We start from the raw sequence: 23,926 nt of genomic DNA on the forward strand, positions 1-23,926 counted from the left end.
AAACTTAGAATCTCTCCAACTCTGGATGCAGTAACTGCCCTTTATGTACGTGCATGGCGCCAAACTCGGCACAACGGGCCAACGTTGGCACCGCTTTACCGGGGTTCAACAAACCCTTGGGATCAAAGGCTTTTTTCACCGCTTGAAATTGGTGTAACTCTCCGACACCAAACTGGATGCACATTTGATTGATCTTCTCAATCCCCACCCCATGCTCACCGGTAATCGTGCCTCCGACCTGGATACATAACTCTAGAATTTCCGCGCCTAGTTGTTCGGTGCTTTCCAGTGCGCCGGGCAAGCTGCCATCGTAGATAATCAAGGGGTGCAGATTACCATCCCCGGCATGAAAAACATTGGCCACTTTCAGTTGATATTTTTCCGACAACCTGGCAATGCCTGCCAATACTTCGGCCAAGCGGTGGCGGGGAATGGTGCCGTCCATGCAGTAATAATCGGGGGTAATTTTACCCATGGCCGGAAAAGCCGCCTTGCGGCCCGCCCAAAAACGGCGGCGTTCTTCTGCGTCCCGGGACACTCTGACTTCAAAAGCGCCGGCTTGTTCCAGTACCCCCTTGGCCATTATCACCTCATCTTCCACTTGCGCAGCCGGGCCATCTACTTCGCACAGTAAAATGGCTTCCGCTTCCAGTGGGTAGCCCACCTGCATGAAATCCTCCACCGCATGAATGGCAAAGCGGTCCATCATTTCCAATCCGGCTGGCACCAGACCCGCTCGGATGATTGCTGCTACCGCATCCGCAGCCCTGCCAATATCATCGAAAGCCGCTAACAAGACCCTGGCTGACTCCGGGACGGGGAGTAATTTGACGGTGATCTCCGTCACCACCCCCAACATGCCCTCAGAACCTGTCATCAACGCCAGCAAATCCAGACCAGGACCCTCCAGGCCAGCCCCGCCCACGACCACTTCCTCCCCTTCAATAGTCAGGAATTTGAGGCGCTGGATATTATGCACTGTTAACCCGTACTTGAGGCAATGCACGCCACCGGCATTTTCCGCCACGTTGCCGCCAATGCTGCAGGCAATTTGCGAGGATGGGTCAGGGGCGTAATACAGTCCAAATTCCGCCGCCGCCTGGCTGATTGATGCATTGGTCACGCCAGGTTCTACCCTTGCGGTTCGATTCTCAGGGTCAATTTCCAAAATCCGGTTCAGGCGCGCCAGGCTCAGCAAGACGCCATTGTCCAACGGCAGCGCCCCGCCGGAAAGACCAGTACCTGCTCCCCGGGCCACCACCGGCACACCGCGCGTGTGACACTCGATCAACACCGAACGCACTTGTGCTTCGGTTTCCGGCAATGCCACCAGCCAGGGGACTTGTTGATAGGCGTACAGCCCATCACATTCATAAGGGCGCAGTTCGCTTTCTTCCCATAACAATCCCTCCGCGGGCAGGTGAGGTTGCAGTGCGCGAATCATGGTTTCGCGGGGCACCTGATGATGGATTCGTTCCGAGGGATGAAATTGAAATGTCATGAAGCGTCACGTGCGTCGACAGGTGGGTGAATCACAAACAGGCGAAACAGAATAAAACCCGCGGCAAAGCCCCCCAGATGCCCCCACCAGGCGATATCAGAAAATGCCTCGCGGGTTGCCAGCGCTGTGGTCGCATTATAAGCCTGAATAATGACCCACAACCCCAAAAAAGCGATGGCAGGCACCGGCACAAACAGAGGAAACGGAAAAATCCAAATGATAATCCGAGCGTAAGGGTACAGGTAAAAATAGGCCGCCAAAATCCCTGCAATCGCGCCAGAAGCGCCAAGGGCCGGTGTAATGGAACCCCGGTTGATCCACAGATGGACAAAATTCGCCAGTACGCCGCAAATCAAGAAGAATATCAAGAAACGCCATGGGCCCATGCAGTCTTCCACATTATCGCCAAATATCCACAACATCCACAGATTGAAAATCAAATGCAAGCCGCTGCCATGGAGAAATAAATTGGAGACAAAAGGCAAGTAGTTATCACCAGCCAAACCAACCCATTGGGCCCATTCAGGCTGGGTATAACGGGCGGGAACCAAACCATAGAGATAGAAAATTTGATAGCGGACGTCATCCGGCAACAACCAGGTAAAAACAAATACCGTGGCATTGACGCCAATCAGCATCCATGTCATCCACGGCGTGCGGCGGCAAGGAACGGTATCCCGGAAAGGAATCATGACGGCTTGTCTGCTTCAATCCTGCGGCGGAAATCGATAAAAGTATCAATGGCCCCCAACAATGCCAACCCCATTACCCCATATTGCGGCATGAACAGCAGCAAACCGTAAACCGGAACCATCAAAAATCCTGTCAATCCTTGTTTGACCAGCATGCCATGTAATACCGCCAGGCCCTGGAACAAATAAATCATCATGGCGACCATGAGCAAATCCACCATTAATATTTTATTAACGGTGCCGGCTAGCCATATCAGCAACACCGCCCCCAAAAGCATGGACCGAGGCAGACGCAACTGGCAAAATTCTTTCTGAAAGCCGCCTGGATTGTACAAAATCGCTTGCCACCAACGGGCAAGCAACAACGCACTAACCACAGAGGCGGTATAAAGCATTGCCACCAGCCCGTTAAACAATCGCAGGGTGCCATCGTGCTTGAAGCCTTCCACGGTGGCTCCCTTCACATTGGCCACCGCCTGCTGCAACCATTGCTCCCAAAAGGCCACCACATCCCCGGTTAAACTGTGCACCACAGCCACATAGGCCAACATAAAAGCCGCTACCGCTAACAGCGCAAATCCCTGAGAATAAGTCCGGCGCAGCACTTCCGCCGCAACCATCACGGGCGGCCACAGCACGATAGCCAAGGGAAAAGGAAAACCCGGCCTGGGCGGCAGCGCCATGAAAATCCCCAAGGTAACAACAGCGGCGGCAATGAAAATAACTATCCCTTCCAGCCATCCGTTGCGAAGCGTCACCAGTGCAATTACCGCGGCGCTGAGTATCACCATCGGTACAAAATACACCCCCGTAAGCGCAAACAGACTCGCCAGAACCACCGCGCGCCAGCGTGCCCCCATGATAAAAGCCGCGAATTCGTACACTCTCTTCTCCCTTCCATCGTTACCAGGTTTCCAGGGATGATAGGCAATCGCCGCTGGAATCTCAACCGACGAACCCTTGAATCGAAACATGAAATTATGGGATCATTCAATATTTTGCAAATTATTGAACAAGGTACAATCAATGGCAGGTCGTAATCATCTTTATGTTCCCGGTCCCACCAATACCCCGGACAGCGTGCTCAGCGCCATGCACGTGCCCATGGAAGACCATCGGGCCCCGGATTTCCCCAAACTGGTCAAACCCCTACTGGAAGATCTGAAAAAAGTATTCCGCACGGAAACCGGCCAGACTTTCATTTTCCCGGCTACCGGCACCGCCGGTTGGGAAATCGCCATGAACAACACCCTGTCGCCCGGCGATAAAGTTCTCTCTTACCGTTTCGGCCAATTCAGCCATCTTTGGATTCAGTCCGCGCAAAGGATGGGGCTGGATGTGGAATATCATGAAGTCCCCTGGGGAGAAGGGGTTCCCCTCGACCATTTGGCCAATCGCCTGAAGGAAGACAGCAACCATGAAATCAAGGCCCTGCTGATTTGCCATAATGAAACCGCGACCGGCGTGACCAATGATCTGGCCGCCATCCGCAAGGCCCTGGACGAAGCCGGACACCCCGCTTTATTCATGACCGACGGTGTCAGCGCCATTGGCAGTATTCCTTTCTTTATGGACGATTGGGGCGTGGACGTCGCCCTGACCGGTTCTCAAAAAGGATTGATGCTGCCTGCTGGCAATGCTTATTTGTGTTTCAGCCAGAAAGCACTGGAAATGCGCCATAGCGCGAAACTGCCCCGCAGTTTCCTCAACCTGGAAGATCATATCCAGGCCAACAAAGACGGTTACTTCCCTTACACTCCCAATACCGCCATGCTGCACGGTCTGCGCAAAGTGCTGGACCTGCTGCTGGAAGAAGGCATGGACAATGTTTACGCCCGCCACCACCGGCTGGCGGAAGGCGTCCGCCGCGCGGTGATTGACGGCTGGGGATTGGAGCTGTGCGCCAAGGATCCCAAATGGTACTCGGACACCGTCACCGCCATTGTGGTGCCGGAAGGCTTCGATGCCCGCGATGTGATGCACGTGGCCTATCACCGCTACAACCTGTCCCTTGGCGCCGGATTGACCGAAGTTGCCGGCAAGGTGTTCCGTATCGGTCACTTGGGCGACTTGAACGAACTAATGTTGGCCAGCGCGATAGTAGGTTCTGAAATGGCCATGCGGGATGTAGGCATCGATCTCAAGCCCGGTAGCGGCATTACCGCCGCCATGGAATACTGGCGCGATACCGCCGCGCCGTTACCGGCTTGATATGACCACCCGCCCTACCGTCATTCTCACTCGCCGTTGGCCCCCTTCGGTGGAAGCCCAATTACGGCGACGCTATGAGGTTACCCTCAACGAGGATGACCATCCCTTTTCCAGCCAGGATTTGCAATCCGCATTACAGCATTATGACGCTGTCTGCCCCACGGTGACCGATTCCATCACTGCCGAAGTTTTGAATACAACCCCATTGCGCTGCCGGATTCTGGCCAACTACGGCGTGGGCGTGAATCATATCGACCTGGAAACCGCCGCTGCCAAAGGCATCACCGTTACCAATACACCTGGCGTTCTGACCGACTGTACCGCCGACATTGCCATCACCCTGCTGCTGATGGCCGCCCGCCGGGCAGGCGAAGGAGAACGGGAGGTACGGGCAGGCCGGTGGCGCGGCTGGCGGCCCACCCATCTTTTGGGAACCAAAGTTACCGGCAAAACCTTGGGCATCATTGGCATGGGGCGGATTGGCCAGGCGGTGGCCAAGCGCGCCCGTCACGGTTTTGGCATGAAAATTCTCTATTTCCACCCCCGCCCTGTTGCCGATGAAACGCTTACCGGGCTGGATGCCACTGCCTGCGCCAGTATCGATGAACTGCTCCCTCAATGTGATTTCGTTTCCCTCCATTGCCCCGGTGGACAACGCAACTTTCATTTGATTGACGCCCACCGGCTGGCGTTGATGCCATCCCATGCCTTTTTAATCAATACCGCCCGGGGGGATGTGGTGGATACCGAGGCGTTGATTCAAGGACTCAAGGAGGCTGCTATTCGAGGCGCCGGCCTGGATGTTTACGAAAACGAACCACAAATCGATCCCCGCTTACTTGCATTGGACAATGTCGTCCTGTTACCTCATCTTGGCAGCGCTACCGAAGAAACCCGGGAAGCGATGGGCCTTAGGGTGTTGACTAATCTGGATGCCTTTTTCTCAGGCCAAACCCCGCCAGACATAGTAGCTTGACACGATGTGGCCTGCCCAACACCTGCCCCTGCCACCCGATCAGCTGCAATCCCTGGCTGAGAAGGTACAGCCTGCGTTTTCAGCCAAATGCCGGTCATTAAAGCTCGACACCGACCTCAGCCCTCTTTTACCCTCTGTCTATCTTCCCTTGGCAGCCTGGGTAAATCGGCAAAAATCAGACAGCCCTTTGGTCTTGGGCATCAACGGCGCTCAAGGTTCTGGAAAGTCCACCTTGGCGGCCCTGTTGCAAACCATTTTGGCCGACGGGTTTCAGCAGCGAGTGGCGGGCTTTTCCGTTGACGATATTTACAAAACCCGGGCGCAGCGGGAACAACTGGCCAAAACCGTTCATCCCCTGCTTATTACCCGGGGCGTCCCCGGCACTCACGATGTGGCGCTGGGTATCCGCACCATCGAAGCACTCAAACAAGCCCGGCCAACCGATGAAATCCCCATCCCCGCCTTCGATAAAGCCATCGACGACCGCAAACCCGTGGAAGAATGGCCGATCTGGAAGGGACCTGTGGATATCATTTTGTTTGAAGGTTGGTGCGTCGGCGCCAGACCCCAGCCAGAGGCCATGCTCGCCGACCCTGTCAACGAACTGGAGGCCAGGGAGGATCCGGACGGCACATGGCGCCGCTATGTCAATGACCAACTCAAAGGCCCTTACCAAGCCTTGTTCGCCCTGCTCGACCGCCTGATCATGCTCAAAGTACCTGACATGGCGGCGGTGTTCCGCTGGCGGCTGGAACAAGAACGAAAACTGGCTGAACTTTACCGCCACAATCCCGGCCAAAGGCTTAAATTAATGAACGAGAACCAACTCCGCCGGTTCATCCAACACTACGAAAGACTCACCCGTTGGATGTTGGAGGACTTACCCTCCCACGCCGACATCGTTTTGCATTTAAATCACGCGCATCAAATCCACCAAATCCAAGTCAATACGCCACCATGCCAACCCTGAAACAAGTTCTGTTCGCTTCAATCCAATATCCCTTGCCCCATCACGCCCTGTCGCGCTCGATGGGCAGGCTCACCCATTGCCGCATCCCCTGGGTCAAAAACCTGCTGATCAAAGGGTTTGTGTGGCTGTATGACATAAACCTGGACGAAGCCATTAGTGCCGATCCTAACGATTATGCCTGTTTTAACGACTTTTTTACCCGCGGGCTAAGACCGCAGGCACGCCCCCTTTGCAACGAACCCGATAAAATTGTGAGCCCCGCCGACGGGTTCATCAGCCAACTGGGCAACTTGACCGGTCAATGGCTGATTCAGGCCAAAGGCAAGGACTTTTCCTGCCAGGCACTATTGGGAGGAGACGCCGCCGTATCCCGCCCTTTCGAAGACGGTGAATTTGCCACCATTTACCTTTCCCCCCGCGACTATCACCGGCTCCACATGCCAGTGGATGGCACCTTGAAAACCATGATCCATATTCCAGGACGCCTGTTCAGTGTCAATCAAGCCACTACCAACGTGGTGGATGGATTGTTCGCCCGTAATGAACGGGTCGTTTGTGTGTTCGATACGCAAGCCGGACCCATGGCGCTGGTGTTGGTGGGAGCCTTGTTTGTCGCCAGCATTGAAACCGTGTGGCACGGCGTCGTCACCCCACCCTCTGGCCATGAAGTCCGGCGCTGGCATTACGAAGGGCAAAACATTCAACTCCGCCGTGGCGAAGAAATGGGCAGATTTAACATGGGCTCCACCATTATCGTGCTGTTTGGCAAAGAAGCGGTGCAATGGCTGGATTTTAAGCCGGGGCAAGCCATTCAAATGGGACAGCCTATCGGCAGTCTTATAATGAGCTGACAAGAACCGGTTCACTTCCCTTCCTGACTGTCAAATAGATTCTAAATTTTGACCCAAAACAAGATTAGGGTGAAAAAGCCTGACTGACTTATCTAATAGTTGCTAAAATCTCACAAATTGTGGTTTGTAGTAACAATTTTTTAGAGGTTTGAATGACACTTTGGAATGACTTCAAGCAATGGAAACGCCGCGCCATCATTAAGACCGGCAAACGCGTCACCCGCGCCATCGACAAATTTCTCGCCAGTCAGTCTTTGGTCGGCGACCCTCCGTCATTTGACCCCAGCCAATTCGACTGGGTAAAAACTCTGGAAAATAACTGGCAACCCATCCGCAAGGAAGCCGAGCAGTTGCTGAAAGAGCGCGAGCTTATCCCGGCTTTTCACGAAATCTCCCCGGACCAGACCCGGATTTCCAAGGGGGGTCATTGGAAAACCCACATTCTATACGGCTTCGGCCGCCGGATTGAAACCAATTGCCAGCGCTGCCCGGAAACCGCCAAGGTGCTGGAATCCATACCCGGCATGATGACCGCCTGGTTTTCCATGATTGATCCCGGCTATCACATTCCGCCCCACCGGGGACCGACTAAAAGTTTCCTAGTTTGCCATTTGGGCCTGCTTGTCCCCAAGGACAAAGACAAATGCTATCTGCGGGTGGCGGACCGCAAGCTGACCTGGGAAGAAGGCAAGTGTTTTGTGTTCGATGATACTTTCGATCATGAAGTGCGCAATGATACTGACGAACACCGGGTGGTGTTGTTGGTGCATGTGGAACGCCCCATGCGGGCACCCGGCAGAATTCTCAGCAAGTTATTCATCGCTCTGATTAAAGCGTCGCCGTATGTGAAAGACGGCGTTAAAAACATGAAAAAATGGGAAGACCGCTACGCTGCCGCACTGCGCCGGATGGAAAATCAAGCGGTTCCTCAAGATTGACAGGATTTAATGAACGCACCAGCACTTAAAACTCCCCCCCCGCCAGCTCTGCCGTTTTTTCCCGACTTTTTCATTGTCGGCGCGCCCCGCTGCGGCACTACCGCCATGAGCCACTATCTCGCTCACCATCCGGAGATCTGCTTTTCCCGCCCCAAGGAACCCCATTACTTCAGTTTATTGCAAAAAATTCTGCCTGGCCTGGATTTGGAAAAGCATTATCTTGGTCATTGTTTCAACCATTATGACCCAGCCCAACACCAAGTGCTGGGAGAAGGCTCCGTTTCTTATTTATACGACACTCAAGCCATTGAACACATTCTCCACCTCAATCCCAGCGCCAAATTCATCATCATGGTGCGCAACCCGGTGGACATGGTGTATTCCTACCACGCCCGCCTGGTGGCGCTGCTGGATGAAACGGAGGAAGACTTCGGCAAGGCGTGGCGGCTTCGTCATCAGCGCGCCCAGGGCAAATCCATCCCCAAAACCTGCCGCGATCCTTTTTTGCTTCAGTATGAGGAAGTGGGAAAAACAGGAAAGTATCTACAGCAACTTTTCCATATCGCCGGCCGGGATCGGTGCCTGGTCATTGTTTTTGATGACTTTGTCTCCAACCCAAGAGAAAGCTATTTGAAAATACTGGATTTTATCCAGATCAAGGACGATGGTCGCACTGAGTTTTACCCAGTGGAAAGCAACAAATACGCCCGCTCCAAGCTCCTGCAAAGAATACTGAAACGGCCTCCTGTCCGAGTAGCGAGCTTTGTCGCCAACTTGGAATATCAAAAAAAGCGGAAAAAACTCAAAAAAAAAATCCCCTATCAAGCGCCTGCGCAAATGGCTGTTGAAAAAAAACACCGTCATTAAAAAACGTCCACCCCTGGATAATGGTCTGCGGGAAGAATTGAAGGAAACCTTTCACGAAGATGTGATGCTGCTCTCCCGGCTGCTGAACAGGGACTTGAGTCACTGGTCGTAATCCACATTTAAAGCCCTTTTATTCAGGATCGTTCTATTCTTTAGTTTTTGCGCAATCCATCGCTCGATGATTTTGGCGGTACATCCTTGAATCACAGTAATCTCTGGGTTAATCATAGGAAGACGCTGAATAATTCAACAATCCCTTAGTTTGCAGTCGGCACAGCTTAGGAGGACAATAACGCAACACATTTTTTGTTGTTGCTCTACCATGTCAAGCCTCCAGATTTCTCAACCGACTGACCAGCGACTGGCATCAGAGGTATTAAACCTAATTCGATCGGTTGCCGCCGAGCTCAAGCTGCCTGAAAGCCGGTTACAATCATTGAATTTGGATACCTCCTTTGACCGGGAACTTGGGCTGGATAGTCTGAGCCGGATGGAAATTTTGGCCCGGATTGAAAAACATTTCCAAATCAGCCTGCCGGAAAAGCTGCTGGTGGAAGCAGAAAGCCCAAGGGATTTGATGTTGGCCATCCTTGCCGCCCAAGGGCAGAGAATCTCTCCTCAACCAGCCCCGGTCGTTCCTTCAGAAACTGGCACTGCCCTTCCCACCCCTGCCCATGCCCTAAGCCTTCTGGAGGTACTATCCTGGCACTGCAAGCATCACCCCCACCGGACTCATATTCAGTTTTACAGTGATGAGGGAGAAGGTAAAACAATTACCTATCAGCGATTATGGGAGCGCGCCAAAAATATCGCCAAGGCCTTGCAGTATTTTGACATTCAGGCGAACGATACAGTGGCCCTCATGCTACCCACTGGCGAGGATTATTTCTTTTCCTTTTTCGGTATATTACTGGCCGGAGCGATTCCAGTACCTATTTACCCACCCGCCCGGCCCAGCCAGATCGAGGATCACTTACTCCGTCACAGCAAAATCCTCGATAACTGCCAGGCCAAAGCTTTGATTACCATTCCAGAGGCCCGTCATGTGGCTCGGCTGCTCAAATCCAGTGTTACCAGCCTGGAGCGAATCATGACGCCGGAACAATTGGAGGAATCCCAACACGGCTTATTACTCATCGCAAAACAACCAGACGATATTGCCTTGCTGCAATACACCTCTGGAAGTACTGGCACCCCCAAGGGAGTCATTCTGAGCCACTTTAATTTATTAAGTAACATCCAGGCAATGGGGGAAACGGTAAAGGCTAACTCCAATGATACTTTCTTTAGCTGGTTGCCCCTCTACCATGATATGGGGCTGATTGGCGCGTGGTTGGGCAGCCTTTATTTCGGCAGCAGGTTGGTGCTCATGTCGCCATTAAGTTTTCTGGCGCGCCCTAGCCGCTGGCTGTGGGGAATCCACCGTTACCGCGCCACCTTAACCGCCGCCCCCAATTTTGCCTACGAACTATACCTGAAACGAACCACCGATGCCGATCTTGAGGGCCTGGATCTAGCTTCATTGAGAGCCATGTTCAATGGCGCGGAACCTGTCAGCCCGTTAACTTTAGAACGTTTTAGCACGCGCTTCGAACAATATGGCCTCAATCGAAAAGTCCTTATGCCGGTTTATGGTTTGGCGGAAAATTCCGTTGGCCTCACCTTTCCGCCCTTGGGACGTGGTCCTTTGGTTGACAGCATTCAGCGGGAGGCTTTTTCCCGCACAGGCCGGGCCGTCCCCTGTTCTAAAGCTGACAAGGCCTTGCATTTTGTCTCCTGCGGTATTCCGCTCGTTGGTCATGAAGTGAGAATTGTAGATCACCAGGGACGGGAATTGCCCGAACGGCAAGAAGGCAGCCTCGAATTCCGCGGCCCTTCCAGCACCCGCGGCTACTACCGCAATCCGGAGGCTACCGCCAAGCTTTTCAATGGCGATTGGCTAATTTCCGGCGACAGAGCCTATATGGCCAATGGTGAGATATATCTTACTGGCCGGGAAAAAGACGTCATCATCCACGCTGGGCGCAATCTCTATCCCCAAGAAATCGAAGAAGCTGTCGGGCAAATCGAGGGGGTCCGCGCTGGCTGTGTCGCCGTCTTCGGCAGCCAGGATCCAAAAACCGGCACCGAACGGCTGGTGATTCTGGCGGAAACCCGGGAAACCGATCCTCAGAAAAAGAAAGCCCTGGAGACAAAAATTAATGAAGTGGTCCTGGCGGTGACAGGTTCTGCCCCTGATAAAGTCATTCTGGCTTTTCCAGGCACGGTACTCAAAACCTCCAGTGGAAAAATTCGCCGCAGTGCTTGCCGGGAACTCTATGAAAAAGGGTTGATTGGCAAACCATTGCCGGTTTGGAAACAGTTCCTCCATCTTGTCCTCGTGGCGGCCCGTACCCAACTAAGGCGATGGTATCTCAGCATTTCAAGTCTGAGTTTCGCGGCATGGGCCTGGCTCATGACCGCCGTGATTGGCGCCGGAGGGTGGCTCGCAGCCCTGGTCATACCTGATGAAGAAAGACGTTGGCGCGCTGTCGCTGGCGCAGCAAGGCTTCTGGCCAGAAGCACAGGCATTCCTTTACGGGTAGAAGGGTTGGATCATTTACCTGAGCCCGGTCAAGCCTGCATTTTTGTCAGTAATCACGCGAGTTATCTAGACGGCGCTGCAGTGATGGCAATCCTACCGCGCCGCTTCAGCTTTGTCGCCAAAAGGGAATTAGCCGACCATATTATTACCGGAATTTTCTTGCGCCGAATTGGGTGTGAATTTGTCGAACGTTTTGCCAGCGACCGCAGCGTTAAGGATGCGCAGCGCTTAACCGAGGCAGCCCTCAATGGTCGTTCCCTGTGGTTTTTCCCCGAAGGCACCTTCACACGTCAACCAGGTTTATTATCCTTTCACTTGGGTGCATTTTTAACCGCCGCTGAAACGGGATTGCCCGTGGTGCCGGTCTCGATTCGCGGCACCCGCTCCATCTTGCGGGCAGAGTCTTGGTTTCCCCGCCGCGGTATAATCCAAATTAGCATCAGCCCAGCAATCGACCCTAAGCAAATTCAGCGGCAACTGGCATCGCCTTCCACTTGGTCTGTGGCGGTACAACTACGAGATCAAGCCCGCCACGCCATTCTCAGGAAACTGGGAGAACCCGATCTCAGTCACGAGAAATCCCCTTTATTGAGAGGCTAAGACAAATATGATAGTTTTCTTACACCACTTTCGCTCTTAAGGAGGAGAAACCATGTTTCCCATTCGCGACGAGAACCCGGTTCTGCGTACCCCGATTGCCACCATTTTCATTATTATTTTAAATGTGCTGGTCTGGGCAGGACTGCAAGGGTTTGGCCAGCCTATGACCTTACTGCAATCTCTATGCGATTGGGCCTTAATTCCCGGAGAACTGTTTGGGAAAATCCCGGAAGGCGAGGCTATTCCATTGGGCCCTAACGTGGAATGCGTATTGGAAAACCGCAGTCCTTGGCTGACTATTTTCACCTCCATGTTCATGCACGGCAGCTGGTTTCACCTGATTGCCAACATGTGGTTCCTGTGGATATTTGGCGATAACGTGGAAGATGCCATGGGGTCAGAGCGGTTCATCGTTTTTTACTTGCTTTGCGGATTGGCGGCGGCCGCGGCGCAAATTCTAGGCGATCCGTCCAGTACTATTCCCATGGTAGGCGCATCCGGCGCCATTGGTGGTGTCATGGGTGCTTATGCCCGCTTATATCCCAATGCCCGGGTGGAAAATCTCGTATTCATGGGCTATTACGTTACCACTATCGCACTGCCTGCCTATGTCATGTTGGGTTATTGGTTCCTCATCCAAATTTTTTCTGGCATGCTAACTGATACCAGTGCCGGGGGTGTAGCATTTTGGGCGCACGCAGGGGGGTTTCTTGCAGGCATCTATTTGGCAGGACTGATGCATCGGCCTGATTATTTGGCCGAACACCTTTCCCAAACGCCAAAGCGCCAAGCTAAACATCGCTGGTAAGAGAAAATAATGACTCAATCCTTTTGGGAAACTAAATCCCTGACAGAAATGTCGCTTCAGGAATGGGAAAGTCTATGTGATCGCTGTGGCAAATGTTGCCTGCACAAAATCGAAGACGAGGACACAGGGGAAATATTTTTTACCAATGTAGTTTGCAACCTTTTTGATTTTAACAAAGGCGCGTGCACTCAATATCGCCTTAGACGTCAGTTAGTGCCGGATTGCATGGATTTAAAGGAGAAATTTCCCCCATTAGACTGGCTCCCTTTTACCTGTGCTTACCGGCTCGTTGCTGAAGGAAAACCCCTGCCGGACTGGCACCCTTTGGTTTGCCAAAACCCTAAGCAGATTCAGGAAGCTGGCGTATCGATCCGTAGTTACGCAGTATATGAAAAGGATGTGGATGCAATAGAAGACCACGTATTAGAGGACTTTAAATAGTCGTAACTGCTTGGGTAGTCTGTGGCGGAAAAGGGTTTTTGACAGAGATGCAAAGCCGAGTATAAAGGGACGTATTCACGACGTTTTCTAAAACAGATAGGTGCGAGTAGTTACTCTAGATTTTCACCATTCTAAAATTTTCCATTGATGCACTCGGATGCCTTCTTCCAGATCACTGCGGCGCACATCCATGTTCCCGTCTCCATCGGTGTCAATCAAATAATATGGCGGTCCTATGGCAGGAATGATTTTGATCATATAAAGCCTACCATCAATACGATATTCTTCAATCACGCTTTTGCCTTTTTTGCGGATTGTCACTTCTGGCTGCAATTCCTCATCTTCAACTTCTGGTTCAGGTAAGGGTTCAAGCTGGGGCGGTTTATCCTCGACAGCCATCAGCGTTGCTGTCCAAAACAACAATAAAAAAACTAATGAGACACCCATGACAGAGCTAGCCTCCAAATTAATCAATACTTCTCGTCATTATAGCGCCGTAGATATGAAAAAGCGTTTTTTCATCTACGGGGCTAAAAGGTATCACTACTTAGGTTTGGCAATTAATTTAGATCAACGCGTGTTTAATCACTTCGGCAAGATTGTGGGCCATGCTCTCAATCAACATGCCATCTTGGCCTTCAACCATTACCCGGATTACCGGCTCAGTGCCAGAAGGACGAAGCAGTACTCTGCCGCTGCCATTCAATTCTTTTTCCGTGCTTTCTTTTGCCTGACGTACGGCATCTATCGCCTCTATGTTTTCAGGCTTGGCACTCACTTTCACGTTGACTAATGTTTGGGGGTACTTGCGCATGCCTTGTTTCAATTCATGGAGAGATTTCCCTTGGGTCCAGAGTTCGGCAATGACTTGTAACGCAGAGACAATCCCATCCCCGGTGGTAGTGCGATCCAAGCAAATAATATGCCCGGAACTCTCGCCTCCCAGCATCCCACCATTAGCCTTGAGCATTTCCATAACATAGCGGTCGCCTACTGCCGCCCGTTTGAATTCCACACCCATTTCGGCAAATGCGCGCTCCAACCCGAGATTGGTCATTAATGTTCCTACCACCGGCCCTTTCAGTTGGCCCTTGCTCAAACGAGAAGCCGCGATGATATATAAAAGCTCATCGCCATCCACCAACTCACCTTTGTGATCCACCATGATGACTCGGTCGCCGTCGCCATCAAAAGCGATGCCCAAGTCAGCATTGAATTCCACGACCGCTTTCTGCAGTGCTTCGGGATGCGTGGAACCACATTGGCGGTTGATATTCAGCCCATCTGGTTGGACTCCCAGGCTGTCCACAGTGGCGCCCATTTCCCGGAATACGTGGGGCGCTATATGATAGGTTGCGCCGTTGGCGCAATCCAGAACGATATGGATTCCGCTTAAATCCATACGCGCGGGCACCGTACTCTTGCAAAATTCGATATACCTGCCCGCGGCATCCTCCACCCGCACCGCTCTGCCCAATTTGTCAGAGGCTACTGTGGTCATTGGGACTTCGAGCTGGGCTTCAATCGCTTCTTCAATTTCATCAGGTAATTTGGTGCCATCGGTGGAAAAGAATTTGATCCCATTGTCGGGATAAGGATTGTGGGAAGCGCTAATGACAATGCCCGCCTTGGCGCGGAAAGTACGGGTCAGGTAGGCGATCCCCGGCGTAGGCATGGGGCCGAGCATCTGGGTATTGACCCCGGCAGCGGACAATCCAGCTTCCAGCGCAGATTCAAACATATAACCAGAAATCCGGGTGTCCTTTCCAACCAACACTTGGGCAGAACCGTGGTCTTTGAAAACTTGTCCGGCTGCCCAACCGAGCTTAAGAATAAAATCAGGGGTAATGGGCGTCTCCCCTACCTTGCCGCGGATACCATCTGTGCCAAAATATTTTTTTGCCATTAACGTTCTCCCTAATTTGTAACCAAGTCAGGCGTTTTAACTTTGACTTAAGTATATGCCAAGGAGAGTGAACTATGGCTTAAATAGGCATAAAAAAACCCCGCTTCTTGTATTAGAAGCGGGGTTTTTGGAGGGGCTAAGCTTTATTCAAAATGCTGTCCTGCAGGCCCGCCCAAAGGGCTAACACCAGACGAAGGTTCGGGTTTTTCTTTCTCTTCCTCACCTTCAGCTTTGGTTGCCTTGCCCTCAGTTGGCGGTGTATCTTCCCAGTCCTTGGGTGGCGGCGGCGTCCTGCCTTCCATGATGGCATCAATCTGATTCCGGTCGATTGTCTCGTATTTAATCAAAGCTTCGGCCATCATGTGCAGTTTGTCCATGTTTTCCTTTAGAATCCTTTCGGCCCGTTCGTAGTTCCGGTCGATGATGGCGCGGATCTCTTCGTCAATCATCCGAGCGGTTTCCTCAGACATCATTTTGTGCTGAGTCACCGAACGGCCAAGGAAAACCTCGCCTTCCTCTTCGCTGTAGGCCAATGGCCCCAACCGTTCCGACAAGCCCCACTTGGTCACCATGTTACGGGCGAGATCGGTTGCCCGCTCGATATCATTGGAGGCACCCGTGGAAACAGCATCGGGGCCGAAGATCAAGGCCTCGGCCAGGCGACCGCCGAACAAACTGGAAATCTGGCTTTCCAACTTGCGCTTGGAGGCCGAATATTGATCCCGTTCCGGCAGGAACATGGTGATCCCAAGCGCCCGTCCCCGGGGCATAATGCTCACCTTGTACACTGGATCGTGTTCCGGCACCTTGAGGCCGACAATGGCATGGCCCGCCTCGTGATATGCGGTCATGCGCTTTTCTTCCTCGCTCATGACCATGGACCGGCGCTCGGCGCCCATAAGGATCTTGTCCTTGGCCTTTTCCAGATCTCCCATATCCACCAACTTTTTGTTGGCACGGGCGGCAAACAAAGACGCCTCGTTGACCAGATTAGCCAAATCCGCGCCGGAAAAGCCAGGCGTACCGCGGGCAATAACCTTGGCGTCCACATCGTCCGCCGTGGGCACTTTGCGCAGATGCACTTTGAGGATTTGCTCACGGCCAAGAATGTCGGGCAAGCCCACCGTCACCTGGCGGTCAAAACGGCCGGGACGCAGCAATGCCGGATCCAGTACGTCAGGACGGTTGGTAGCGGCGATGATAATCACGCCTTCATTGCCTTCGAAACCATCCATTTCCACCAGCAATTGGTTCAAAGTCTGTTCCCGCTCGTCGTGACCACCGCCCAAGCCGGCGCCACGGTGGCGGCCCACAGCGTCGATTTCGTCAATGAAAATAATGCACGGCGCGTGCTTCTTGGCCTGTTCAAACATATCCCGGACCCGGGAAGCACCGACACCGACAAACATTTCCACGAAATCCGAACCGGAGATGGTGAAAAACGGTACCTTGGCTTCCCCGGCAATAGCCCGGGCGATCAAGGTTTTACCGGTTCCCGGTGGGCCGACCATCAAAATCCCCCGAGGGATCTTGCCGCCCAATTTCTGGAACTTGCTCGGGTCCTTTAAGAAGTCGACGACCTCTTTGACTTCCTCAATGGCTTCCTCGCAGCCCGCCACATCCTTGAAGGTGACTTTGATTTTGTCTTCTTCCATGAGCCGGGCTTTGCTCTTCCCGAAGGACATCGCCCCTCGGCCACCGGCGCCACCTCCTTGCATCTGACGCATGAAGAAAATCCATACCCCAATCAATAGCAGCATAGGGAACCAGGAAATAAAAATCTGCATCAGTAGCGATTGGCCTTCCGGCGGTTGCGCCTTGATTTCCACGCCAGCTTCCAGCAAATCGTCAATCAAATGCGGGTCATTGGGACTGTAAGTGGTGAATTTCTGTCCACCGGCGGTAACGCCTTTGATGGTATTGCCATCAATTACCACTTGTTGGACTTGCCCTGCTTTCACCGCGGCAATAAATTGGGTGTAGGACAGACTCGACCCTGCGGTCTTGTGCGCCCCGAAATTATTGAACACGGACATCAAGACCGCGGCAATAATCACCCACAAGAGTATGTTTTTAACCATATTATTCAATGCTCTCTCTCCTCGCCGGTTCCTTTGGCTATTGAACAATACTTCCTTGGTATTGCCAGAGGTTACCTACTAAAAGTAGCCTGTTTTAAAGACCTCAACCGGCCTTGAATCCTTGCGCCAGCGCATAAACCTCCCGGCTGCGGGCCCGCGAAGCCTTCGGCTTACGAGTAGCAACCCGGGCAAAACGCTGGCGCAAGTGTTTCTGAAAATCTTCGAATCCTTCTCCGTGAAAAAGTTTCGTAAAAAAACAACCGCCATCGCTCAATAATTCTTCTGCCGCCTGCAAGGCCAGTTCCGCGAGATACATCGCCCGGGGCTGATCCACGCCGCGGTTACCGCTCATATTAGGAGCCATATCGGACAATACCACATCCACGCTACGATCCCCAACCGCCATTATCAACTGTTGCCACGTTTCCTGCTCGGTAAAATCCCCTTGAATGAACTGAACGCCAGGCAAGGGTTCAATGGGCAATACATCCACGGCGATAACATTCCCGGATGGTGACACCAGACGGGCAACATATTGAGACCATCCACCCGGCGCGGCTCCCAAATCTACCACTGTCATCCCGGGTTTTAAAATCCGATCACGATTTTGAACTTCCTCCAGTTTAAACACTGCCCGGCTGCGATACCCTTTAGCTTGTGCCTGCTGGACGTAGCTGTCATTGAAATGTTCGCTCAACCAGCGGCGACTGCTTTTGGTTTTCGCCATGGCAGTAGGATCAATTTCCTGGTATTTTAGTCAATTTTGACCGGACTTGTGAGCCTAAGTTCATGCTCGATTGAGATATACTATTATTTTAAGTCCATGTGAGTGATAAGAAATCATGTCATTAACCCCAAAGGGAAAACGCGCACTGCGCGCAAAAGCTCACAATTTAAAACCAGTCGTCATCACCGGACAAGCAGGTATTACCGAAGCGGTGTTAGCGGAAATCGACAATGCTTTGTCCTATCAAGAATTACTCAAGGTCCGGGTCAATGCTGAAGATCGGCAGGCAAGAAAGGAAATGGTGGACCTGATTTGTCGCCGGTTGGAAGCTGAATTGGTTCAAATACTCGGACATGTCGCGACACTTTACCGGGAAAACCCGGATTAATAGGCGTTTCCCGTGTAAATTCCATGTCTCTGGCAAAATTTATTCATAACGAATAGCTAAAATCTCATATTCCCGGATGCCTTTTGGGGTTCTAACTTCCACAACATCTTCTTCTTCCTTGCCAATCATCGCCCGGGCGATGGGAGAAGAAACGGAAATCAAGCCTTGTTTAATGTCGGCTTCATCGTCACCGACAATTTGATAAGTAACGGTCTCGCCGGTTCCCAGGTCTTCCAATTCCACCGTCGCCCCGAAAACCACTTTGCCATTGGCGTTGATCTGGGTAACATCGATAATCTGGGCGTTGGCCAGAATCGACTCGATCTCTTTGATCCGCCCTTCAATAAAACTTTGCTGCTCCCGGGCCGCGTGATATTCGGCATTCTCCTTCAAATCACCGTGAGCCCGGGCTTCGGAAATCGCTTCGATGACTTTGGGACGCTTGATGGTTTTCAACTCTTTTAACTCTTGCCTGAGCTTTTCCGCACCTTTGACTGTCAATGGCACTTTATTCATGGTTTCTCCTTCTCTCCCTTGCTTTCATACGGTCAGTTGTCGATGCAGATCTTGTAAGCAATAAACTTGCCCGGTATCCAGGCTATCCAATGCCAAAGTAATGGCGTAGGCGCCCGCCAGGGTCGTCGTATAACTGACTTGATGTTGCAAGGCTTCCCGGCGGATTAAAAACGAATCGGCAATTGCCTTTTTACCTTCGGTGGTATTGATAATCAACTGGACTTGATTATTTTTGATCAAATCCACGATATGGGGCCGCCCCTGCCCCACTTTGTTGACAACCTGACAGGGAATGCCCGCCTCTTGAAGCGCCTTCGCCGTGCCACTGGTGGCCACCAACTGAAAGCCCCTTTCCACCAGCTTGCGGGCGATGGGAATCAATTTGGGTTTGTCCCTGTCCTTTACGCTGATAAGCACCTGCCCCTGATGGACCAGTCTGGCGCCAGCAGCCTGCTGGGCCTTGGCATAGGCTTCCCCAAAACAGGCGCCGACACCCATCACTTCACCGGTGGATTTCATTTCCGGCCCCAATAGGGGATCCACGCCCGGGAATTTAATGAAAGGAAATACCGCTTCCTTGACCGAGTAATAGGGCGGTATCCGTTCACCAATGATCCCCTGCTCCTCGAGCGTTTTGCCCACCATGCAACGGGCGGCGATCTTGGCCAGCGGCAGTCCAACGGCCTTGGAAACGAACGGCACGGTGCGGGAAGCCCGGGGATTGACTTCGAGGATATAAATAGCCTCATCCTTGATGGCGAACTGGGTATTCATCAAGCCCACCACGCCTAGCGCCCGGCCAAGCTGGCGCACTTGTTCCTTCAGCCGCGCCTGCAGCGCGCCGCTCAATTCATAAGGCGGAATAGAGCAAGCCGAATCGCCAGAATGTATACCGGCCTGTTCGATATGCTCCATTACCCCACCAATCCAAACCGTTTCGCCATCGCTGACGGCATCCACATCCACTTCCACTGCATCGTCCAGGAAACGGTCCAGCAGCACTGGCGACTGGTTGGAAACGCTAACCGCCTCCACCATGTAGCGGCGCAGATCCTCCTCGTTGAAAACGATCTCCATGGCTCGTCCACCCAACACATAGGAAGGCCGAACCACCAGTGGGTAACCCAGTTCCCGGGCGCACAACACCGCCTCTTCCTGGGAGCGGGCGGTACGGTTATCGGGCTGTTTCAAATCCAATCTTTCCACCAGCTTTTGAAAGCGTTCCCGGTCTTCCGCCAGATCAATGGAATCGGGGGAGGTGCCAATAATTGGCGCGCCGGCCGCTTCCAGATCCCGGGCCAGTTTCAGCGGCGTCTGCCCGCCATACTGGACAATGACCCCTTGGGGTTTTTCCAGGTCGATGATTTCCAGAACGTCCTCCAAGGTCAGCGGCTCGAAATACAGGCGGTCGGAGGTATCAAAATCGGTGGAGACCGTTTCCGGATTGCAATTGACCATGATGGTTTCATAGCCGTCTTCCTTGAGGGCAAAGGCGGCATGAACGCAGCAGTAATCGAATTCAATGCCCTGACCAATCCGGTTCGGCCCGCCGCCCAGCACCATGATTTTGGGCAGGCCGGTTGGGTCCGCTTCGCATTCTTCTTCATAAGTGGAATACATATAGGCGGTGCTGGAAGCAAATTCCGCCGCGCACGAATCGATTCTTTTGTATACGGGCCTAATACCGTGGCGATGACGGGTAGCGCGCACTTCCGCCTCGGTGCTGTCGAGCAGCTTCGCCAGGCGTGAATCGGAAAAACCCATTCTTTTAAGATTTCTGAGTTCTTCCTGGTTCAAGGTGGCCAGCGTCTTTGTCGCCAATTCCCGCTCGGCAGCGACGATTTCCTCGATTTGCGCCAGAAACCAAGGATCAATACGTGTATGCGTGTGGATTTCTTCCAAGGTCATTCCCAGTCGGAAACCATCGGCCACACACCAAAGGCGGTCAGGACCAGGGCTGCGCATTTCCCGCACCAACCTGTCGTTGCTATCCTCGGCTTCGGGATCAACGATTTCCGTGAACCCATCAACTCCAATTTCCAACCCCCGCAGCGCTTTTTGCAAGGATTCCTGGAAAGTCCGGCCCACGGCCATTACCTCGCCCACTGATTTCATTTGGGTGGTCAGACGGTCATCGGCCTGGGGAAATTTTTCAAAGGTGAAACGGGGAATCTTGGTGACCACATAATCAATGGAAGGCTCGAAAGAGGCAGGAATCAACCCGCCGGTAATTTCGTTGCGCAATTCATCCAGGGTGTAACCCACCGCCAGTTTGGCCGCCACCTTGGCAATGGGGAATCCCGTGGCCTTTGAGGCCAGCGCCGAGGAACGGCTTACCCTGGGGTTCATCTCGATGACAATCAAGCGGCCATCTTCCGGATTGACGGCGAACTGGACGTTGGAACCCCCGGTATCGACGCCGATCTCCCTGAGCACCGCAATGGAAGCATCGCGCATGATTTGATATTCCTTATCGGTCAGGGTTTGGGCCGGCGCCACGGTAATGGAATCGCCGGTGTGGATGCCCATGGGGTCGAGATTTTCGATGGAACAGACAATGATGCAGTTATCCTTGCGGTCACGCACCACTTCCATCTCGAACTCCTTCCAGCCAAGAATGGATTCTTCAATCAATAATTCACTGACCGGCGACAGTTCAAGGCCCCGTTCGCAAATCTCTATGAATTCCTCACGGTTATAGGCAATGCCGCCACCGCTGCCACCCAGGGTATAGGAAGGGCGAATGATGGCTGGATAGCCGATTTGTTCCAAGACGGAAAAGGCATCTTCCATATTGTGCGCCACGCCGGATTTCGGCACGCCAAGGCCGATTTTTTTCATGGCCTGGCGGAACAAGTCTCGATCCTCAGCCTTTTCAATCGCCTCCCGGGAAGCGCCAATCAACTCGACACCAAATTTGTCCAGCACCCCTTCCCGGTTCAAGTCCAGAGCGCAATTGAGCGCGGTTTGCCCACCCATGGTGGGAAGCAGGGCATCGGGGCGTTCCTTTTCGATAATTTTGGCTGCCGTCGGCCAATCCACCGGCTCGATATAGACCCGGTCGGCGGTTTCTGGATCAGTCATGATGGTGGCGGGATTGGAATTGACCAGAATGACCCGGTAACCCTCTTCGCGCAGGGCCTTGCAAGCCTGGGTGCCGGAATAGTCGAACTCGCAGGCCTGGCCAATGACGATTGGGCCGGCGCCAAGCAAGAGAATGGATTGAATATCGGTTCTTTTAGGCATAAATAATCAACGCTGGCTGGCCATGAGATCAATGAATTGGTCAAACAACTCCGCCACGTCGTGAGGGCCGGGACTGGCTTCCGGGTGACCTTGAAAACCGAAAGACGGCGCCTCCTCATGCCGGATTCCTTGGAGACTGCCGTCAAATAAAGAGCGGTGGGTCGGTTTGAGATGGGCCGGCAAACTGCCCTCATCCACGGCAAAGCCATGATTCTGGCTGGAAATCATGACTTTACCAGTAGCCAGATCCTGTACCGGATGGTTAGCGCCGTGATGACCGAACTTCATTTTGACCGTCCGGGCGCCACTGGCCAGAGCCAACAACTGATGGCCAAGACAGATGCCGAAAACCGGCACTTTTGCCGCCAATAACTCTTTGATGGCGCGAATGGCATAATCGCAAGGCTCCGGATCCCCAGGACCGTTGGACAGCATCACCCCATCGGGAGATAAGGCCATCACCTCACTGGCCGACGTCATGGCAGGAACCACGGTAACTTCACAGCCACGCTCGGCAAGCATTCTTAAAATATTCAATTTGACCCCAAAATCATATACCACGACTCGCCAGCGGGAATCCTTCGATTCAATATAGCCTTGACCCAATTGCCATGTTGTCTGCCGCCACACGTAAGAATCCTGGCAGGTGACTTCCCTGGCCAGATCCATGCCTTTGAGACCCGGAAACGCCAAGGCACGGCTGATAGCCTCTGCTTCATCCAATTCTAGACCGCTCCACAGACATCCCCGCTGGGCCCCTTTGTCCCGTAGTATTCTGGTCAGCTTGCGGGTATCAATGCCGGCGATTGCCACGACCCCATGGCGCTGCAAATATTCCGGCAGTGTCTCTGTCATGCGCCAGTTGCTGGCCAATCCGGGAACATCGCGCACAATCAGCCCCGCAGCATGAATGGCGCCCGATTCGACGTCTTCCTCATTGATCCCGGTATTGCCAATGTGTGGATAAGTCAAGGTGACCAGTTGGCGGGCATAGGAAGGATCGGTAAGAATTTCCTGATAGCCGGTCATGGCAGTATTGAATACCACTTCCCCGACGCTACACCCCTGCGCGCCCACGGCATAGCCATGGAAAATCGTCCCGTCTTCCAGCGCTAAAATGGCTTGTCTTTTCACGAATCACCTGAGGTTTCCGGCAAACAAAACGGGATGACTTAGCCGGCCATCCCGTTGCTTAAATTTCACTGATTTTAATCTATTTAGGTCAAGGCTGTCCACGTGTGGCGGGAACAGATTAGAGGCCTAGACGCTTTTGCTTAATAAGCTATGGGGATTTATTTTTTTCGTCGTCTACGCTGGTTTGAAAATGCCGCAAAAGAAAGTCCTCTTCTACCGGGGGAAAGATCGAAGCGTCGGGCTGCTTCTTCGATGGTCGCAGCCGAATAGTCTCCCTGTTCGGAGAACCAACGCACCGCGTTTCTTATGCCCTCCCCTTGGGGCAACAAGGTATCTTTTTTAAAGGACATATCATACCAATGAAAAAATTTTATACTCTGTGGTATTGAGGGAGATATCCGGGGACGCTGTGAACCCCGGATATCTCCCTCAATACCATGCTCGGCAATTTGTGCGCATGGGTACCCATATCTATGAATTCCCCACTTT

20 protein-coding genes are annotated in these 23,926 nt (G+C 52.8%); 10 read left to right on the forward strand and 10 right to left on the reverse strand.

The features are described 5' to 3' along the window. Nucleotides 1-4: 4 nt before the first annotated feature. Genes AXA67_06385 through AXA67_06395 form a run of 3 tightly spaced genes read right to left on the reverse strand, consistent with a single transcriptional unit; the run spans nucleotide 5 to nucleotide 3,077 of the window. A complete protein-coding gene (locus tag AXA67_06385) occupies nucleotides 5-1,501 on the reverse strand; it encodes a glycolate oxidase subunit GlcD (protein KXJ41170.1) in 1,497 nt (498 codons plus the stop codon). After that, a complete protein-coding gene (locus AXA67_06390; protein ID KXJ41171.1) occupies nucleotides 1,498-2,193 on the reverse strand; it encodes a rhomboid family intramembrane serine protease in 696 nt (231 codons plus the stop codon). The genes AXA67_06385 and AXA67_06390 overlap by 4 nt, the downstream gene beginning before the upstream one ends. Next, the gene (locus tag AXA67_06395) at nucleotides 2,190-3,077 is read right to left on the reverse strand and encodes a hypothetical protein (protein KXJ41172.1); all 888 of its coding nucleotides are present in this window, start codon (nucleotides 3,075-3,077) and stop codon (nucleotides 2,190-2,192) included. Before AXA67_06395 ends, AXA67_06390 begins: the two co-directional genes overlap by 4 nt. A 142-nt stretch (nucleotides 3,078-3,219) precedes the next feature. Here AXA67_06395 and AXA67_06400 point away from each other — a divergent pair, with 142 nt between their 5' ends. From AXA67_06400 to AXA67_06440, 9 genes are all read left to right on the forward strand, one after another. Next, nucleotides 3,220-4,404, forward strand: a complete 1,185-nt coding sequence (locus AXA67_06400; protein KXJ41233.1) for a serine--glyoxylate aminotransferase — start codon at nucleotides 3,220-3,222, stop codon at nucleotides 4,402-4,404. A gap of 1 nt (nucleotide 4,405) precedes the next feature. Further along, nucleotides 4,406-5,380, forward strand: coding sequence for a D-glycerate dehydrogenase (locus AXA67_06405; protein KXJ41173.1), 975 nt, complete (start codon nucleotides 4,406-4,408; stop codon nucleotides 5,378-5,380). A gap of 4 nt (nucleotides 5,381-5,384) precedes the next feature. Next, a complete protein-coding gene (locus AXA67_06410) occupies nucleotides 5,385-6,350 on the forward strand; it encodes a hypothetical protein (GenBank protein ID KXJ41174.1) in 966 nt (321 codons plus the stop codon). Then, nucleotides 6,338-7,201: a phosphatidylserine decarboxylase gene (locus AXA67_06415; protein KXJ41175.1), complete on the forward strand. Its 864-nt coding sequence runs from the start codon at nucleotides 6,338-6,340 to the stop codon at nucleotides 7,199-7,201. Before AXA67_06410 ends, AXA67_06415 begins: the two co-directional genes overlap by 13 nt. 152 nt (nucleotides 7,202-7,353) lie before the next feature. After that, entirely contained in the window at nucleotides 7,354-8,139 is a 786-nt protein-coding gene (locus AXA67_06420) for a hypothetical protein (GenBank protein ID KXJ41176.1), read from the forward strand. Nucleotides 8,140-8,148: 9 nt separating this feature from the next. After that, nucleotides 8,149-9,006 carry a hypothetical protein gene (locus AXA67_06425; GenBank protein KXJ41177.1) on the forward strand — a complete coding sequence of 286 codons (858 nt, stop codon included), beginning with the start codon at nucleotides 8,149-8,151 and terminating at the stop codon, nucleotides 9,004-9,006. 322 nt (nucleotides 9,007-9,328) lie between these two features. Further along, nucleotides 9,329-12,190, forward strand: a complete 2,862-nt coding sequence (locus AXA67_06430; protein ID KXJ41178.1) for an acyl-phosphate glycerol 3-phosphate acyltransferase — start codon at nucleotides 9,329-9,331, stop codon at nucleotides 12,188-12,190. A gap of 52 nt (nucleotides 12,191-12,242) precedes the next feature. Continuing rightward, nucleotides 12,243-12,998, forward strand: coding sequence for a rhomboid family intramembrane serine protease (locus AXA67_06435; protein KXJ41179.1), 756 nt, complete (start codon nucleotides 12,243-12,245; stop codon nucleotides 12,996-12,998). Nucleotides 12,999-13,007: 9 nt separating this feature from the next. Then, a complete protein-coding gene (locus tag AXA67_06440; protein ID KXJ41180.1) occupies nucleotides 13,008-13,439 on the forward strand; it encodes a hypothetical protein in 432 nt (143 codons plus the stop codon). A gap of 123 nt (nucleotides 13,440-13,562) precedes the next feature. Here AXA67_06440 and AXA67_06445 read toward each other — a convergent pair whose 3' ends face one another. From AXA67_06445 to AXA67_06460, 4 genes are all read right to left on the reverse strand, one after another. After that, complete coding sequence (locus AXA67_06445; protein KXJ41181.1) at nucleotides 13,563-13,886, reverse strand: hypothetical protein; 324 nt, start codon at nucleotides 13,884-13,886, stop codon at nucleotides 13,563-13,565. A 118-nt stretch (nucleotides 13,887-14,004) separates the two neighbouring features. After that, complete coding sequence (gene glmM, locus AXA67_06450; protein KXJ41182.1) at nucleotides 14,005-15,345, reverse strand: phosphoglucosamine mutase; 1,341 nt, start codon at nucleotides 15,343-15,345, stop codon at nucleotides 14,005-14,007. Nucleotides 15,346-15,488: 143 nt separating this feature from the next. Beyond that, on the reverse strand, nucleotides 15,489-17,435 hold the full coding sequence (gene hflB / locus AXA67_06455; GenBank protein ID KXJ41183.1) for an ATP-dependent metalloprotease: 1,947 nt from the start codon (nucleotides 17,433-17,435) through the stop codon (nucleotides 15,489-15,491). 94 nt (nucleotides 17,436-17,529) lie between these two features. Continuing rightward, the gene (locus AXA67_06460) at nucleotides 17,530-18,153 is read right to left on the reverse strand and encodes a 23S rRNA methyltransferase (protein ID KXJ41184.1); all 624 of its coding nucleotides are present in this window, start codon (nucleotides 18,151-18,153) and stop codon (nucleotides 17,530-17,532) included. Between the two features lie 115 nt (nucleotides 18,154-18,268). Between AXA67_06460 and AXA67_06465 the strand changes: the two genes are divergently transcribed. Continuing rightward, complete coding sequence (locus tag AXA67_06465) at nucleotides 18,269-18,541, forward strand: RNA-binding protein (GenBank protein ID KXJ41185.1); 273 nt, start codon at nucleotides 18,269-18,271, stop codon at nucleotides 18,539-18,541. Nucleotides 18,542-18,580: 39 nt separating this feature from the next. On the opposite strand, the gene greA is transcribed toward AXA67_06465, so the two are convergent. From greA to AXA67_06480, 3 genes are read right to left on the reverse strand one after another with little or no spacing between them, the layout of a single operon-like run. Continuing rightward, nucleotides 18,581-19,057 carry a transcription elongation factor GreA gene (greA, locus tag AXA67_06470; protein ID KXJ41186.1) on the reverse strand — a complete coding sequence of 159 codons (477 nt, stop codon included), beginning with the start codon at nucleotides 19,055-19,057 and terminating at the stop codon, nucleotides 18,581-18,583. 24 nt (nucleotides 19,058-19,081) lie between these two features. Then, nucleotides 19,082-22,303 (reverse strand): carbamoyl phosphate synthase large subunit, encoded by a 3,222-nt coding sequence (gene carB, locus AXA67_06475; GenBank protein KXJ41187.1) that lies wholly within the window; start codon nucleotides 22,301-22,303, stop codon nucleotides 19,082-19,084. Nucleotides 22,304-22,309: 6 nt separating this feature from the next. Further along, on the reverse strand, nucleotides 22,310-23,437 hold the full coding sequence (locus AXA67_06480; protein ID KXJ41188.1) for a carbamoyl phosphate synthase small subunit: 1,128 nt from the start codon (nucleotides 23,435-23,437) through the stop codon (nucleotides 22,310-22,312). Nucleotides 23,438-23,926: the final 489 nt, after the last annotated feature.

The organism is Methylothermaceae bacteria B42 (assembly GCA_001566965.1).
Classification (GTDB): Bacteria; Pseudomonadota; Gammaproteobacteria; order Methylococcales; family Methylothermaceae; genus Methylohalobius.